Origin of the sequence: Serinibacter arcticus, from assembly GCF_003121705.1 — a bacterium.
In the GTDB taxonomy this organism is placed as follows: Bacteria; Actinomycetota; Actinomycetes; order Actinomycetales; family Beutenbergiaceae; genus Litorihabitans.
In genome coordinates, this window is record NZ_PYHR01000002.1 from 1,682,925 (window position 1) to 1,696,983 (window position 14,059).

Consider the following 14,059-nt stretch of genomic DNA (forward strand, 5'->3'; position numbering starts at 1 on the left):
GCCCGCACCGCGGCGGGCTCACGCGTTCTCGAGCGTCGCGGTCAGACCCCCGCGTAGCTGTGCAGCGAGTTCACGAACAGGTTCACCACGTAGTAGTTCACGAGGATCGAGATGAAGCCCGCCACGGAGAACCAGGCGGCGCGGCGACCCTCCCAGCCCCGGGTGGCGCGAGCGTGCAGGTACGCGGCGTACACGACCCAGATGATGAAGCTCCAGGTCTCCTTCGCGTCCCAGCCCCAGTAGCGGCCCCAGGAGTGCTCGGCCCAGATGGCCCCGGTGATGAGCACGAAGGTCCACAGCACGAAGCCGACGGCGTTGATGCGGAAGGCGAGGCGCTCGAGGTCGATGGCGGGCGGGAGCTGGGCGAGGATCCGGCGCTGAGCGCCGCCCTTCGTGACGGCCCGGTCCTTCGCGAGCTGCAGGCCCGAGACGACGGCCGCCGTCCCGAACACCCCCATGGAGCTCGCGGCGATCGACACGTGGATGACGAGCCAGTAGCTCTGCAGCGCGGGCTGGACGGCGTTGGGGTCGGTGTACAGCTCGACGAGGGCGAGCGTGATCGCCGCCACCGCGAACAGTGCGATGAACGTGCCGAGGAACCGCAGGTCGCGCCGGCGGTTGAGGCCGAGGAAGAGAGCCGAGGCGACCAGCACCGAGACCATCGTGAACTCGTACATGTTGGCCCACGGGACCCGACCGGCGGCCACGCCGCGGGTGACCACGCCGGCGAGCAGCAGCAGCGTGGCGACGGTGAACGTCGACATCCCGATGCCGGCGGCCTTGCGGCGCTGCGGGAGCTGCTCGGCCTCCGTGGCGGGACCGCGCGGATCGGGCACCTCGGTGTCGACCGGGACGTCGGCGGAGACGGCGTCCTCGACGGAGGACGGCGCCCCGACGGTCGCGAGCCGCCGTTCCTTCGTGCGAGCGGGGCGGTCGGCCGCCAGGCGCGAGAAGTCTGTCGCGAACGCGATGGTCGCGACCAGGTAGGCGGTCATCGCGGCCGTCACGAGGTACAGGCTGATCTGCCCGATGTCACCCACGGGGTTCTCCTTCGTCCTTCGCCGTCCCACGCACGGGCCGCAGCACGCGCTCCAGCTCGCGTTCGAGCCCGGGGTCGTCACCGCGGGCGAGCGCGGCGGCAGTGACCACTGTACGTCCGTCGTCGTCGGTCCCGACCCTCACGAACACCCGTCGCCGCGGGAGGAACAGGGAGGCCGCCAGGCCGGTGATCGCCAGCAGCGAGAACGTCAGCACCCACGGGAGGGTCGGGTCGTAGCGCAGGTCGAGCCCGACGTAGCGCGGCAGCGACTCGAACGTGATCGTGCCGAGCCCCTCGGGCAGGTCGACGGTCTCCCCCGGGCGGACGACGACGCGGTAGGGCTCCTCGCCGTCGGCCCCCGTCGTCATCACCTGGGTCATCGCGGTGGTGTCGAGCTGGTAGACGTTCTGCGGCACCCCGTCGTCGAGCCCGAGGTTGCCGTACCAGACGTCGAGCACGAGCACCGGATCGTGCGGCACCGGGGAGACCGAGTACGCGTTGCCGTCCTCGTCGACCACGCCCGTCGGCAGGAACGAGCCGTTGAGCCCGATCTGGTCCTGCGTCTGGGTGTCGGGGACCTTGATGACGCCGCGGGAGTCGTAGGTGAGCTGGTTGACGGCCACGAACGGGACCGCCTGCGAGAACGCGACGTTCCCCTCGCCGTCGCGCACCGTGACGTTCGGCGCGAAGCCGTTGCCCATGAGGTAGACGCTCGCGCCGCCCGTGCGCAGCGGGTGGTTGACCCGGATGAGCTCCGGCCGCGCCTCGGTCCCCGGTTCGGTGACCGTGACCTCGGCGCGGAAGTCCGCCGCCTGACCGGTCTCGTCGAACTCGGAGGAGAACCCGTCCAGCCGCATCCGGAACGGGTCGAGCCCCGACTCGTCGAACCAGGCCCCCGCCTCGAAGGAGTCGTAGGCGACCTGCGAGTTCGCGAAGGTGTCGCCCTCCACGACGATCACCTGGCCGCGGTAGTGCACGAACGTGCCGTACCCGACGGCCACGAGCAGGCCGACGAGCGAGAGGTGGAAGACGATGTTGCCGGTCTCGCGGGTGTAGCCGCGTTCGCCCGACAGCGTCGTCACGGGCCCGTCGGTCCGTCGTACGCGATAGCCCTTGAGGGCGCCGGCGGCGGCGTCCACCGCGGCGTCGTGGGCCAGCGGCGTGGCGAACGCGTCCCTGACGGGGAACCGGGCGAACCGGCTCGGGGCGGCGGGCGGCGGCTTGCGCAGCGCCCGGACGTGCTCCAGCGTGCGCGGCACGATGCAGCCCACGAGGCTGATGAACAGCAGCAGGTAGACGGCCGAGAACCACGGCGAGGCGAAGACGTCGAACAGGCCCCAGCGCTCGAGCACGGGCGCGAGGTCCGGGTGGTCGGTGTAGTACTGCGCGACCCGGGCCGGGTCCTGCGGGCGCTGCGGGAACAGCGTGCCGGGCAGCGCCGCGACGGCGAGCAGCAGCAGGAGCAGGAGCGCAACACGCATCGAGGTGAGCTGGCGCCAGGTCCAGCGCAGCCAGGCCACGACGCCGAAGCGGACCGGGGGGCCCGACGCCGCGCCGCCCGCGGCCGGTCCGCGGTCGCGCTGGTCGTCGTCGCCGCCGACGAGCCCCTCGGGGCGGTACCCGGCGCTCACAGGACGGCCACGTACTGGTCGGCCCAGCCCTGGAGCGTCTGGGACAGCTGGATCCACAGCCCGGAGACGAGCGCGAGCCCGAGCAGGACGAGCATGATGCCTCCCGTTCGCATGATGGCGACGCGGTGTCGCTTGAGGAAGCCCACCGTGCGCGCCGACCGGCGGAACGCGAGCGCGATGAGCAGGAAGGGCAGGCCGAGCCCGAGGCAGTAGACGACGGCGAGCAGCGCGCCTCGACCGGGTGACCCGGTGGGCAGCGCGAGGACGGAGATGGCGGCCAGCGTCGGGCCGATGCACGGCGCCCAGCCGAAGCCGAAGGTGATGCCCAGGAGGCCGGCCCCCGCGAGGGACGCGCGGGGCGCGAGGTGCAGCCGCCGCTCGTTCTGCAGGAACGGCAGCCAGCCCGCGAACGACAGCCCCATGAGGATGACGACGACGCCGAGCACGCGCAGCGTGACGTCCTGGTAGGGCACGAACCGGGCCCCGAGCGTCACGAAGACGAGCGTGAAGGCCACGAAGACGAGCGTGAAGCCCCCGATGAACAGGAGCACGCCGGCGAGCAGCCGGCCCTTCTGCCTCCCTGTCGTCTCGGCGAGGTCGGCGCCCGTCATGCCTCCGAGGAAGCCGAGGTAGCCGGGCACGAGCGGGAGCACGCAGGGCGAGGCGAACGAGACGAAGCCGGCGATCAGCGCGACCGGAAGGGCGAGCAGGAGCGGTCCGGACAGGACCGTCTCCTGGAAGGACTGCGCGAGGGAACCGAGATCCACGAACGCTCAGCCCTCGGCCAGGACGTCGTCGACGAGACCGCGCAGCGTCGTGCCGGTCGCGAGACCCACGATGCGGGCGGCCGGTCGGCCGTCGCGGTCGAGCACCACGGTGGTCGGCATGGCGCGCAGCGGCACGAGACCCTCGAGCGCCGCCACCGCCCCGGCGTCGTGATCGTCCAGGCTCGGGTAGGTGATGCCGTACGTCGTGGCGAAGGCGTCGGCCGTCGCGGCGTCGTCCGTGCCGTTGATCCCGAGCAGCTGGACGCCTCGGTCCGCGTAGTCGACCGAGATCTCCGCCAGGTCGGGCGCCTCGGCGCGGCACGGCGGACAGGCGGCGTACCAGAAGTTGAGGACGACGACGTCGCCGCGCCAGTCGGCGAGGTCGATCGCGTTCCCGGCGAAGTCGACGCCGGTGATGTCAGGGGCGTCGGGGCGCTCGGCGGGCGCCCACGTCGTGAACGCGCCGTTGCCCTCCTGGTAGCCCTGCTCGGCCACGGTCGGGTCGGTGTCGTCGCCGGGCGTGCACGCGCTCAGCGCGAGGCTCCCGACGGCGAGCGAGGCGAGCACCGCGACGGTGCGCGTCGCCGTCGTCCACCTACGCACCGGCCACCCCCGAGGCGCCGGGGAGCAGCGAGGCGGCCGGCTCGGTGTAGTCGTGCCCGACGAGCGTCGGGCCGTCGAACGTGAGCGACGTCACCGACGCCAGCGAGCACTCGCGCGAGCGCGGGTCGTGCCAGAGCGGCTTGTTCTGGAGCGCGCGGCGCACGGCCCAGATGGGCGACTGGTGGGAGACGAGGACGGCCTCGTGACCCTCGGCGGCCTCGCGGGCCGCGGCGATCGCCTCGAACATGCGGTCGCGCTGCTGCGCGAACGGCTCGCCCCAGGACGGGCGGAACGGGTTGTAGAGGTGGCGCGCCGACGACGGCGTCGCGAGCGCCCGCCAGCCGCCCCCGGCGACCTGACGGCCCTCCAGCACGTTCTCGGCCTCGAGGAGGCGCTCGTCGATCGTGACGTCGAGCTGCAGCCCGGCGGCGAGCGGCGCGGCGGTCTGCTGCGCCCGCTCGAGCGGGGAGGAGACGATGTGCGTGATGTCGGCGCCGGCCGCGAGGAACGCGTCCGCGACGAGCCGGGCCATCGCGTGACCACGGTCGGAGAGCACGTAGCCCGGCAGTCGGCCGTAGAGAACCTTGTCGGGGTTCTCGACCTCGCCGTGCCTGAGCAGGTGGACCGTGGTTCTCGACATACCCCCTAGTCTCGCAAACCCTCGGAGGGGTGCGGTCCCAGCAGGGTCTCGTCGAGCCCGGCGGCGAGGAGGACGGCGCGCATCGCGTCGCCGACCTGGGCCAGCTGCTCGCGCGGCACGACGTCGACCAGCCGGGCCCGGACGGAGCGGACGTGGAACGGCGCCGCGGCCTGGAGCCGGTCGAAGCCGTCCCGGGTCATGGTGGCGGCGATGCCGCGCTTGTCCTCGACCGTCGGGCGGCGCTCGACCAGTCCGGCCGCCTCGAGCCGGGTGACCGTGTGCGTCACGCGGCTGCGCGAGTGCGCGACCTGGTCGGCGAGGTCGGACATCCGCACGCTCCAGTCGGGAGCCTCGCTGAGCCGGACCAGGATCTCGTACTCCGGCATCGAGAGGCCGGTGGCGATCTCCAGGTCGCGCGAGACCACCCCCAGCAGGTAGGTCATACCCACGATCGAGGCGCGCCAGTCACGCTGCTGCTCCTCGTCGAGCCAGATGTCCTCGTCCCCCGTCATCCGCACAGCGTAGTTGCGGGCCTCGCACCCCCGACGTGGCGAGTGTCACTTGTAGCAACAACCGAACTGTGCTACTAATTGATTGTTCAAGTAAATCGTCAAGTGATCGGACCTCGCATGAGCATCCCCGCCGCCACCTACGCCATCGACGCCTCGCACTCCGAGGTCGCCTTCAACATCCGTCACGCCGGCGTCGCCAAGGTGCGCGGGCGCTTCACCGAGTTCACCGGCGAGATCGTCGTCGCCGACGACCTGGCCGCCTCGAGCGCCACCGTCACGATCGCCGCGAGCAGCGTCGACACCGGCAACGCGCAGCGCGACGGCCACCTCAAGTCCTCCGACTTCTTCAGCGTCGACACGACGCCCGAGTGGACCTTCGTCTCCTCCTCGGTGTCCGGTGCCGCCGACGAGTTCACCCTCGCGGGCGACCTCACGATCAACGGCATCACCAAGCCGGTCTCGATCGAGGTCGAGTACAACGGCACGAACGTGGACGCCTACGGCGCCACCCGCGTCGGCTTCTCCGGCACCACGGAGATCAAGCGAGAGGACTTCAACATCACCTGGAACGCCCCGCTCGAGGCCGGCGGCTTCCTGCTCGGCGACAAGGTGAAGATCTTCCTCGAGATCTCCGCCACCAAGGCCTGATCCACCCTCCCCGAGCACCGCTCGGGTGAGACGCAGCGGGGCCCGTCCGTCCGGACGGGCCCCGCTGTCGTGTCGTCAGGTGCGCGCAGCGCGGGCGGGTCAGGCCCGCAGGGCGGCCAGCACCGCCGCGGCGTCCAGCCGCCAGTGACCGCGCGGCACGCCGTCGACCAGCACCACCGGCACGAGCTCCCCGTACTCGGCCAGCAGCTCGTCGCTCGAGTCGACGTCGACGCTGACCCACCGCTGGCCCGAGGTGGCCGTGACGGCGTCGAGCACGCGGTGCGCGTCCTCGCACAGGTGGCACCCGCGGCGCTCCACCAGGAGCACGCGGGCGTCGGTGGCGGGCGGGGCCGGTGCGGGGATCGAGCTCTCGTCCATGCGGACACGGTAGGCCAGGCCGTCAGGGACCGGGGGCGCACCGCCGCCGGACGGCGACCCGGGCTCGACCACCACGGGGAGGCGGCGCGTATCGTGGCCGCGATGGATGCTCTCGCCACCCTGCCGGTGCTCACGTCCGCGAGCACCCGACCGGCCTGCGCCTTCTTCGACGTCGACAACACCCTGATCCGCGGCGCGAGCGGCTTCCACCTCGCGAAGGAGCTGTACCGCCGGCGGTTCTTCCGCCGTCGCGACATCGCCTGGTTCGCGGGCCAGGCCATCGCCTTCTTCCTGCGCGGCGAGGACGTCCAGCGCGTCGCGGCCGTCCGTTCCCGCGCCCTCGGCGTCATCCGCGGCCGCACCGAGGCCGAGATCGTCGAGATCGGCGAGGAGGTCTACGAGCAGGTGCTCGACAGCCGGATCTTCCCCGGCGCGCGCGCCCTCGTCTCCGCCCACCTCGAGGCGGGCCACCAGGTCTGGCTGGTCACCGCGACCCCGCGCGAGATCGGTGAGCTGATGGCGCGCCGCCTCGGCGCGACCGGCGCCGTCGCCACCGTCGCCGAGACGCGCGACGGGGTCTACACCGGCGAGCTCGTCGGCGACCTCATGCACGGGTCGCGCAAGGCCGAGGCCGTGCGTCAGCTCGCCGAGCGCGCGGGAGCCGACCTCAAGGACTGCGCCGCCTACGGCGACTCGGTCAACGACCTCGAGATGCTGCAGAGCGTCGGCTTCCCCTGCGCCATCAACCCCGAGCCGCACCTGCGCGTGCACGCCCTCGAGGAGCGTTGGCCGGTACGCGACTTCCGCCGCCGCCGTTCGGGGCTGACCTCCGGCGCCGTCGTGGCGGGCGCGGGCGCCGGCCTGTGGGGTCTCGTCGTTCTCGTGCGGCGGTTCGCGCGGGGGTGATCCCCGCGGATCGCGACGGCGATCAGGGAGGCGGGAGGGTCGGACGTGACGAACCTTTCACCTCCCCTTCACGAGTCGTATAGATCACACGGCGCATGCGTGAGGCGAAGAACACGGCTCGCCGGGCTTCGAGGGCCTTGGAATATCTCAGGGAAGGTATACGCTCCCCTGTCATGACGACAACGCTCGAGGACGCCACCACACCGCTCGCGGCCATCGGAACCCTGATCCGGGGAGCCCGCCAGAACATGGGTCTGACACAGACCCAGCTCGCCGAGCGGCTCGGCACGTCCCAGAGCGCGATCGCCCGCATCGAGCAGGGCAGCCAGAACCTCTCGGTCGACATGCTCGCCCGCATCAACGCGGCGCTCGACGCCGACCTGCTCCCGATCTCGACCGGGTCCCCGCGCCCGACGCACCTGCGCGTCACCGGCGGCCAGCGCCTGTCCGGCACGATCACGGTGAACTCCTCCAAGAACGCGGCCGTCGCCCTGCTGTGCGCGTCGCTGCTGAACCGCGGTCGCACGGTGCTGCGCGGCGTCGCCCGCATCGTCGAGGTCGACCGCATCGTCGCCGTCCTGCAGTCCATCGGCGTTCAGGTGACGTGGTCGCCCGACGGTCACGACCTCGAGATCGTCCGCCCCGAGGTCCTCGACCTCACGACGATCGACGACGACGCCGCCAAGCGCACCCGCAGCATCATCATGTTCTTCGGCCCGCTGCTCGGCCAGGAGTCCTCGTTCGACCTGCCCTACGCGGGCGGCTGCAACCTCGGCACGCGCACCGTGGAGCCGCACATGATCGCGCTGCGACCGTTCGGCATGGACGTCGTGGCCAACGCCGGCGCCTACCACGCCTCGGTCGTCCCCGACTCGGGCGAGCCCCTGTCCGTCGTGCTCACGGAGCGCGGCGACACCGTGACCGAGAACGCGATCATGGCCGCCGCCGGTCGTGACGGCGTCACGACCATCCGCAACGCCTCGCCGAACTACATGGTCCAGGACCTGTGCTTCTACCTCGAGCTGCTCGGCGTGGAGATCACGGGCATCGGCTCGACCACGCTGGTGATCAAGGGCCGCTCGCGCATCGACGCCGACGTGGAGTACGCCGTCTCGGAGGACCCGGTCGAGGCGATGAGCCTCCTGACCGCCGGCATCGTGACCGACTCCGAGATCACCGTGGCGCGCGTGCCGATCGAGTTCATGGAGATCGAGCTCGCGACGCTGAGCGAGATGGGCCTGCAGTACTCGCTGACGCAGGAGTACACCGCGACCAACGGACGCACCCGCCTCGTGGACATCACGGTCTACCCGAGCCAGCTCCGTGCGCCGATCGACAAGATCCACCCGATGCCCTTCCCGGGGCTTAACATCGACAACCTGCCGTTCTTCGCCGTCATCGCGGCGGGAGCCAGCGGCCAGACGACGATCCACGACTGGGTCTACGACAACCGCGCCATCCACCTGACGGACCTCACGCGTCTCGGCGCCGACGTCCGCCTGCTGGACCCGCACCGTCTCGACATCAGCGGCCCGACCCACTGGTCCGGCGCGGAGATCAGCTGCCCGCCGGCCCTGCGCCCCGCCGTCGTGATCCTGCTCGGGATGATGGCCGCCAAGGGCACGAGCGTGCTCCGCGGCGTCGACATCATCGCGCGCGGCTACGAGCAGCTCGCCGACCGGCTCATCGAGCTCGGCGCGCAGATCGAGACCTTCCGCGACTGATCCTGCTCCCGTCCGGGAGCGCACGACGGCGGCCGTCACCCTCGGGTGGCGGCCGCCGTCGCGTTGCGGGCGCCGCCGTCACACCCCACCACCCCGCGATCCGGGCGCACTCACCCGACCCAACGCGCCCCAACCACAGGGTCGCCCCCATCAGGGCACGCGAGAGGCCGCCGTCCCTGGTGGGACGACGGCCTCCGGCTACCTCACGCGGCTCGCGCCGCGGCGGTCACTTCTTGTTGCGACGCTGGTGACGCGTCTTGCGCAGCAGCTTGCGGTGCTTCTTCTTTGCCATCCGCTTGCGGCGCTTCTTGATGACGGAACCCACGGGGACCTCACAAATGTCGTCTGGAATCCCACAGCGAGTCGGATCCGGCGTGGCCGGGATCTGAGACATCGCGCCGCGGGCGCTGAATCCCGGACAGTCTAGCGCGTCGCAGCCACCGCTCCGGACGCGATCCGCCCTGCGCCGCCCCACCGCCGACGCCCGCCCTAATCCTGACGGACACGCTCAGTACGACGGGTCGATGCCGTTCGCCGGGAAGACCGCGTGGCGCGTCGCCAGGATCGCGCGGTCGACGTCGTCCGCCGGGTCGAATCCGGACGCGAACGGCACGAAGGCGTCCCCCTCGCCGTCGCCCCACCGCTCGGGTGCCGGCAGGCGGAGCCGCTGCTCGACAGCGGTGCGCCACGCGCGCGGCAGCTCGCCCTCGAGGTCGGGGTCGATCCCCGCCGAGATCGCCGTGAGCCCCGCCCACACGCGCGGCACCACCTCCACCACCGTGTAGCCGCCACCCCCGGTCGCGACCCACCGGTCTCCCGCGTGCTCGCGCGCGAGCTCCCGCACCAGCCGCGCCGCGGCGAGCTGGTGGTCCACGCTCACGCGCAGGTTGGTGAGCTGGTCGTTCCCGTGGGCGTCGGCCCCGTGCTGGCTCACGATGACGTCGGGCGCGAACTCGGCGACCAGCGGCGGCACGATCGCCTCGATCGCCCGCAGCCACTGCGGTCCGCGCGTGCGCGCGGGCAGCGCGAGGTTGACGGCCGACCCGACGGCGTCCGATCCCCCGGTGTCGGCGGGGAACCCGGTGCCGGGGAAGAGCGTCGTGCCCGACTCGTGGACGGAGATCGTCAGCACGCGCGGGTCGTTCCAGAAGATCTCCTGGACCCCGTCGCCGTGGTGGGCGTCCAGGTCGATGTAGGCGACCCTCGCGGCGCCGTTGTCGAGCAGCCACTGGATCGCGACGCCGATGTCGTTGTAGACGCAGAAGCCGGAGGCCCGGTCGGGCATCGCGTGGTGCATGCCACCGGCGATCGAGACGGCGTGCGGCACGTCCGTGGTCCAGACCGAGCGGGCGGCGGCCAGCGTGGAGCCGACGATGCGACGGGCGGCGACGTGGATCTCCGGGAAGACCGGGTTCTCCTCGGTGCCGATGCCGTAGCCCTCGTTGGCCACGCCCAGCGCGCCGGCGCGAACCGACTGGATGAACGGCGGCGTGTGCACGCTCGCGAGGACGGCGTCGTCGGCGGGCGCGACGTCGATCTCGACGACGCCGGGCAGCTCGAGCGCCCGCACCAGATCGCGGGTCAGCGACAGCCGGATCGGCGCCATCGGGTGCCCGGGGCCGAAGTCGTACCTCGGCAGGTCGTCGGACCACACGAACGCGGTCCGCGCACCAGCCTCCACCATCGCCACCCCTATCGCTCCCGGCCCCGCGACCAGCCTAGGGTCACGGCCGCGCGAGCGGCACCGCGGGCGCGAGCCCGGGGTGCACGACGGCGGTCGGGACGCACCCGACCGCCACCGGATCCTCAGCCCCAGGCGAAGAGCACACCGCCGTCGTCGGCGGTCACCCGGGCGCGCGGAGCCCCGGTCACGTCGAGCTCGACGACGAGCGCGCCGACGTCGCCGTCGCGCGGCTCGACCGCGAGCACGCAGCGGGTGTTGCTCAGCTCGCGCACGGTCGTCCGCGCCCACAGCAGCCACGGGTGGCGGCGGCGCACCGCGACCAGGGCGCGGTGCGCGTCAGCCACCGGGCCGTGCACGTCCGCCAGCGCGGACGGGTCGGTCGGGAAGGCCGGCCGCACGGCGTCGTCGCCCCCGAGCCGGTCCTCCTTCACCCCGAGCATCCCCACCTCGTCACCCGCGTAGACCGAGGGCACGCCCGCCGTCGTCATCAGGACGACGAGCGCGAGCACCGCCTTGTCGACGCCGACCCGGCTCGCGATCCGCGTGACGTCGTGGTTGCCCACGAACGTCTGTGGCACGAACGTCGCCAGCAGGTCCTCGTGGCGGCGCAGCGTCCACTCCAGCTCGTAGAAGTTCTCCTGCTCGAGGCTGCTCCAGATCGCCTTCCACAGCTCGTACTGCGTCACGGAGTCGATACCGGACTCGGCCACGTACCCGGCGTAGTCGCCATGGATCATCTCGCCGAGGATCCACGCGCCGGGGTGGCGCTCGCGCACGCGCGGCAGCACCGCGGCCCAGAAGCCGGGGGCGACGGCGTAGGCCGCGTCCAGCCGCCAGCCGTCCGCACCGGCGTCGAGCCAGTGGATCATCACGTCGGCGACCCAGTCGGCGACGGCGGGGTTGTCGTGGTTGAGCGCGACGAGGCTCGAGTGCCCCTCGAAGTCGGCGAACGCCGGGCCGCCGTCGGCGTCCCAGTCGATGCGGAACCAGCCGGCCAGCTCGCCGTCGCGCCCCTCCGCCAGCGCCCGGCGCGCGAGCGGGTGCTCGCGGCCGACGTGGTTGAAGACGCCGTCGAGAAGGACGCGCACGCCGCGCTCCCGGGCGGCCCCGACCAGCGCGTCGAAGTCGGACCGACTCCCCAGCCTGGCGTCGATCTCGAGGTGGTCGAGCGTGTCGTAGCCGTGCGTGCTCGAGGTGAAGACCGGTCCCAGCAGCAGCCCGTTCAGGCCGAGCTCGACGACGTGGTCGACCCACGGCACCAGTCCGCGCAGCCCTCCTCCGGGTGACGGCGGGGCGTGCTCCTCGCGCACGGGCACACCGGCGAACCCCAGCGGGTAGACGTGCCACCACAGAACGTGCTCGGACCACGGGGTCATGCGGATCTCCTTGGTGAGTTCGGCTCAACAACGTTGCTGAGCCTACCTCACCAAGGGGCTAGGGTGGATCGCATGAGCATCGAGCCCGACGGAGGCCGCCCCCGCCGGCGGCTGGACCCGGCCGAGCGCCGCCGCACCATCCTCGAGGCGGCCACCGAGCAGTTCGCCCTGACGGGTACGAGGGCACGGCCGTGTCGGCGGTGGCCGCGGCGGCCGACGCGTCCGAGGCCCTCGTCTACCGCTACTTCCCCACCAAGGCCGCGCTCTACACCGACGTCCTCGCCCAGCACCTCGACGAGCTCAGTACCGCGCAGACCAGCGCGCAGGACGAGCTGCCCGTCGGGACCAGCGCCCGCGACCGGATCCGGACCGCGATCCTGACGCACCTCGACGCCGTCGCCCACGGCCCCCTGGACTGGGCCGCCCCGCTGGCGGACTCCGCCGTCGAGCCGCCGACCGCCCGGGCCGTGCGCCGCGAGGCGCGCCAGGCACACCTCGCCCTCGTGGAGGCGGCGCTCCAGCCGCGGACGGACGCCCGCCACCGCTGGGCGGTCACCGGCTTCCTCGGGTTCCTGGACGTCGCCGTCGTGGCCTGGGTCGCCGGCGGCAGCCTCGAGGAGGAGCGCTGGCCGCTGGTCGACGCCGCCCTCGGTGCGCTCGAGGGAGCCCTCGGCGACTGGGGTCGCTAGCTCGAACCGACTCGCTCAGACGACCAGCGCGATCCCCACCACGAGCGGCAGCGAGACGAGCGAGGCGATGCTCGTCACCATCGTCATGGATTTCAGGGCACCGCGGGTCGTGAGCCCGAGCAGCGTCTTGAACATCCAGAAGAAGTTGCTGTTGACGGTGAGTGCGAACATCGAGCCGGACGCGATCGCGAGCCCGACGGCGATCGGGGCGACGTCGATCGACCCGAGCACCGGCGCGATGATGCCCGCGGCGGCGATGGCGGCGACGGACACGGATCCGATCGCGAGGTGCAGGATCGCCGCGACCATCCAGGCGAGCAGGATGCTCGTCAGGACCGCCGCACCGGAACCCGCCGAGAAGAGGCCGGCGAGCGTGTCGCCCATGCCGCTCGCGTCGATCACGGCCCCCAGGGAACCGCCGACCCCGGTGACGAGCAGGATCTCGCCCGTGGTGCGGAAGCCGCTGGACAGGGCCTGCGCGGCGCCGTCGCGACCGGTCGAGGCGATGACCAGGACGTAGGCGCCGAGGAGGCCGACGAACAGCGCGACGTTGGCGTTGCCGATGAACTCCACGAACGCGTTCGAGCGACCGGCGAGATCGGCGAACGCGCCGTAGGCGATCATCACGAGCGGCACGAGGATCGGCAGCAGCGAGATCCCGAGGGGGACGTCGACGTCGGGCTTCGCGGCGTCCTCCGACGGCCCCGAACCGACCGTGCCGGGGTCGACGTCGACGAGCGGGTCGTCGCCCGTGGTCGGCTCCTCGTCGGTGGCGGGCTTCCAGTAGCCGCGCCGGACGAGCAGGCCGAACAGCCACGTGGACACCAGCGCCGTGACCGGGCCGAGCACGATGCCGTACAGCAGCCACGTGCCGAGCGGGACGTCGAGCAGGCCCGCGATCGAGACGGCCGCGAGCCCCGGGATGACGAACACGTAGCCGGCGAAGATCCCGACGCCGATCGCGCCGGACAGGTGGGCGAGCCCCAGCCCGTTCTTCCCCACGAACGGTGCCGACGACCGGGCGATCGGCGCCGCCAGGACGACCTGGACGTCGACGTAGATCGACGGGAACACCGTCGACATCGCCCCGGCCAGCGCGTACGGCAACCTGCCCGGTCCCACGACGCGCAGCAGCAGCCGGACGAGCTTGCGGAACGTCCCGAGCGAGTGCAGCAAGGCACCTATCAGGACTCCGAACCCGATCAGCAGGCCGACCTTGGCCATGATCGAGCCGAACCCGCCCGTGATCGCCTCGACGGTGCCGGTCATGCCGACGCCGGAGGCGAGCCCGAGGTAGAGGCACGCGATGACCAGCGAGATCACCGGGTCGACCTTGAGCCAGATGATGAGTCCGATCACCAGCACGATGGCGATGACGGTGTGGACGACCTCCATGCGATGGCTCCCTTGCCCTCGGTGACCACCGGTGTACCACGCGGGGCCGCTCGCTGACCACGGCCGC

14 protein-coding genes and 1 pseudogene are annotated in these 14,059 nt (G+C 72.1%); 4 read left to right on the plus strand and 11 right to left on the minus strand.

Going from position 1 to position 14,059, the window contains the following annotated elements:
- Window positions 1-41: 41 nt before the first annotated feature.
- Genes ccsB through C8046_RS07805 form a run of 6 tightly spaced genes read right to left on the minus strand, consistent with a single transcriptional unit; the run spans window position 42 to window position 5,192 of the window.
- Window positions 42-1,040: a c-type cytochrome biogenesis protein CcsB gene (ccsB, locus tag C8046_RS07780; RefSeq protein ID WP_235866220.1), complete on the minus strand. Its 999-nt coding sequence runs from the start codon at window positions 1,038-1,040 to the stop codon at window positions 42-44.
- Window positions 1,033-2,670: a cytochrome c biogenesis protein ResB gene (resB, locus tag C8046_RS07785; RefSeq protein WP_235866222.1), complete on the minus strand. Its 1,638-nt coding sequence runs from the start codon at window positions 2,668-2,670 to the stop codon at window positions 1,033-1,035. The genes ccsB and resB overlap by 8 nt, the downstream gene beginning before the upstream one ends.
- Window positions 2,667-3,437 carry a cytochrome c biogenesis CcdA family protein gene (locus C8046_RS07790; protein WP_109228947.1) on the minus strand — a complete coding sequence of 257 codons (771 nt, stop codon included), beginning with the start codon at window positions 3,435-3,437 and terminating at the stop codon, window positions 2,667-2,669. The genes resB and C8046_RS07790 overlap by 4 nt, the downstream gene beginning before the upstream one ends.
- A gap of 6 nt (window positions 3,438-3,443) precedes the next feature.
- Complete coding sequence (locus tag C8046_RS07795) at window positions 3,444-4,040, minus strand: TlpA family protein disulfide reductase (RefSeq protein ID WP_235866223.1); 597 nt, start codon at window positions 4,038-4,040, stop codon at window positions 3,444-3,446.
- Entirely contained in the window at window positions 4,033-4,680 is a 648-nt protein-coding gene (locus C8046_RS07800; protein ID WP_109228949.1) for a histidine phosphatase family protein, read from the minus strand. Before C8046_RS07800 ends, C8046_RS07795 begins: the two co-directional genes overlap by 8 nt.
- Before the next feature lie 5 nt (window positions 4,681-4,685).
- Entirely contained in the window at window positions 4,686-5,192 is a 507-nt protein-coding gene (locus C8046_RS07805; protein ID WP_109228950.1) for a MarR family winged helix-turn-helix transcriptional regulator, read from the minus strand.
- A gap of 117 nt (window positions 5,193-5,309) precedes the next feature.
- On the opposite strand from C8046_RS07805, the gene C8046_RS07810 reads away from it, so the two are divergent.
- A complete protein-coding gene (locus tag C8046_RS07810; protein WP_109228951.1) occupies window positions 5,310-5,840 on the plus strand; it encodes a YceI family protein in 531 nt (176 codons plus the stop codon).
- 99 nt (window positions 5,841-5,939) lie between these two features.
- On the opposite strand, the gene C8046_RS07815 is transcribed toward C8046_RS07810, so the two are convergent.
- Window positions 5,940-6,218 (minus strand): glutaredoxin family protein, encoded by a 279-nt coding sequence (locus C8046_RS07815; protein ID WP_109230827.1) that lies wholly within the window; start codon window positions 6,216-6,218, stop codon window positions 5,940-5,942.
- Window positions 6,219-6,320: 102 nt separating this feature from the next.
- On the opposite strand from C8046_RS07815, the gene C8046_RS07820 reads away from it, so the two are divergent.
- On the plus strand, window positions 6,321-7,124 hold the full coding sequence (locus C8046_RS07820; RefSeq protein ID WP_109228952.1) for an HAD family hydrolase: 804 nt from the start codon (window positions 6,321-6,323) through the stop codon (window positions 7,122-7,124).
- 173 nt (window positions 7,125-7,297) lie between these two features.
- On the plus strand, window positions 7,298-8,848 hold the full coding sequence (locus tag C8046_RS07825) for a helix-turn-helix domain-containing protein (RefSeq protein ID WP_109228953.1): 1,551 nt from the start codon (window positions 7,298-7,300) through the stop codon (window positions 8,846-8,848).
- A gap of 226 nt (window positions 8,849-9,074) precedes the next feature.
- Here the strand turns inward: C8046_RS07825 and C8046_RS07830 are convergent, their stop codons facing one another.
- The 3 genes from C8046_RS07830 to C8046_RS07840 all read right to left on the minus strand — a co-directional run bounded on the left by C8046_RS07830 (window position 9,075) and on the right by C8046_RS07840 (window position 11,908).
- Window positions 9,075-9,173, minus strand: coding sequence for a 30S ribosomal protein bS22 (locus C8046_RS07830; RefSeq protein WP_003792170.1), 99 nt, complete (start codon window positions 9,171-9,173; stop codon window positions 9,075-9,077).
- Window positions 9,174-9,356: 183 nt separating this feature from the next.
- Window positions 9,357-10,532, minus strand: coding sequence for an acetoin utilization protein AcuC (locus C8046_RS07835; protein ID WP_109230828.1), 1,176 nt, complete (start codon window positions 10,530-10,532; stop codon window positions 9,357-9,359).
- A 122-nt stretch (window positions 10,533-10,654) separates the two neighbouring features.
- Window positions 10,655-11,908: an alpha-amylase family protein gene (locus tag C8046_RS07840; RefSeq protein ID WP_109228954.1), complete on the minus strand. Its 1,254-nt coding sequence runs from the start codon at window positions 11,906-11,908 to the stop codon at window positions 10,655-10,657.
- 185 nt (window positions 11,909-12,093) lie between these two features.
- Between C8046_RS07840 and C8046_RS07845 the strand changes: the two are divergent.
- Window positions 12,094-12,597: pseudogene (locus tag C8046_RS07845) on the plus strand (TetR/AcrR family transcriptional regulator); the annotation flags it as partial.
- A gap of 15 nt (window positions 12,598-12,612) precedes the next feature.
- On the opposite strand, the gene C8046_RS07850 reads toward C8046_RS07845, so the two are convergent.
- Window positions 12,613-13,992 (minus strand): GntP family permease, encoded by a 1,380-nt coding sequence (locus C8046_RS07850; RefSeq protein ID WP_109228956.1) that lies wholly within the window; start codon window positions 13,990-13,992, stop codon window positions 12,613-12,615.
- Window positions 13,993-14,059: the final 67 nt, after the last annotated feature.

Excerpts from the sequence above, each read along its gene's own strand:
- C8046_RS07800 (WP_109228949.1), bottom strand. The coding sequence starts at position 4,680 with ATGTCGAGAACCACGGTCCACCTGCTCAGGCACGGCGAGGTCGAGAAC.
- C8046_RS07805 (WP_109228950.1), bottom strand. The coding sequence starts at position 5,192 with ATGACGGGGGACGAGGACATCTGGCTCGACGAGGAGCAGCAGCGTGAC.
- C8046_RS07810 (WP_109228951.1), top strand. The coding sequence starts at position 5,310 with ATGAGCATCCCCGCCGCCACCTACGCCATCGACGCCTCGCACTCCGAG.
- C8046_RS07815 (WP_109230827.1), bottom strand. The coding sequence starts at position 6,218 with ATGGACGAGAGCTCGATCCCCGCACCGGCCCCGCCCGCCACCGACGCC.
- C8046_RS07820 (WP_109228952.1), top strand. The coding sequence starts at position 6,321 with ATGGATGCTCTCGCCACCCTGCCGGTGCTCACGTCCGCGAGCACCCGA.
- C8046_RS07825 (WP_109228953.1), top strand. The coding sequence starts at position 7,298 with ATGACGACAACGCTCGAGGACGCCACCACACCGCTCGCGGCCATCGGA.
- C8046_RS07835 (WP_109230828.1), bottom strand. The coding sequence starts at position 10,532 with ATGGTGGAGGCTGGTGCGCGGACCGCGTTCGTGTGGTCCGACGACCTG.
- C8046_RS07840 (WP_109228954.1), bottom strand. The coding sequence starts at position 11,908 with ATGACCCCGTGGTCCGAGCACGTTCTGTGGTGGCACGTCTACCCGCTG.
- C8046_RS07850 (WP_109228956.1), bottom strand. The coding sequence starts at position 13,992 with ATGGAGGTCGTCCACACCGTCATCGCCATCGTGCTGGTGATCGGACTC.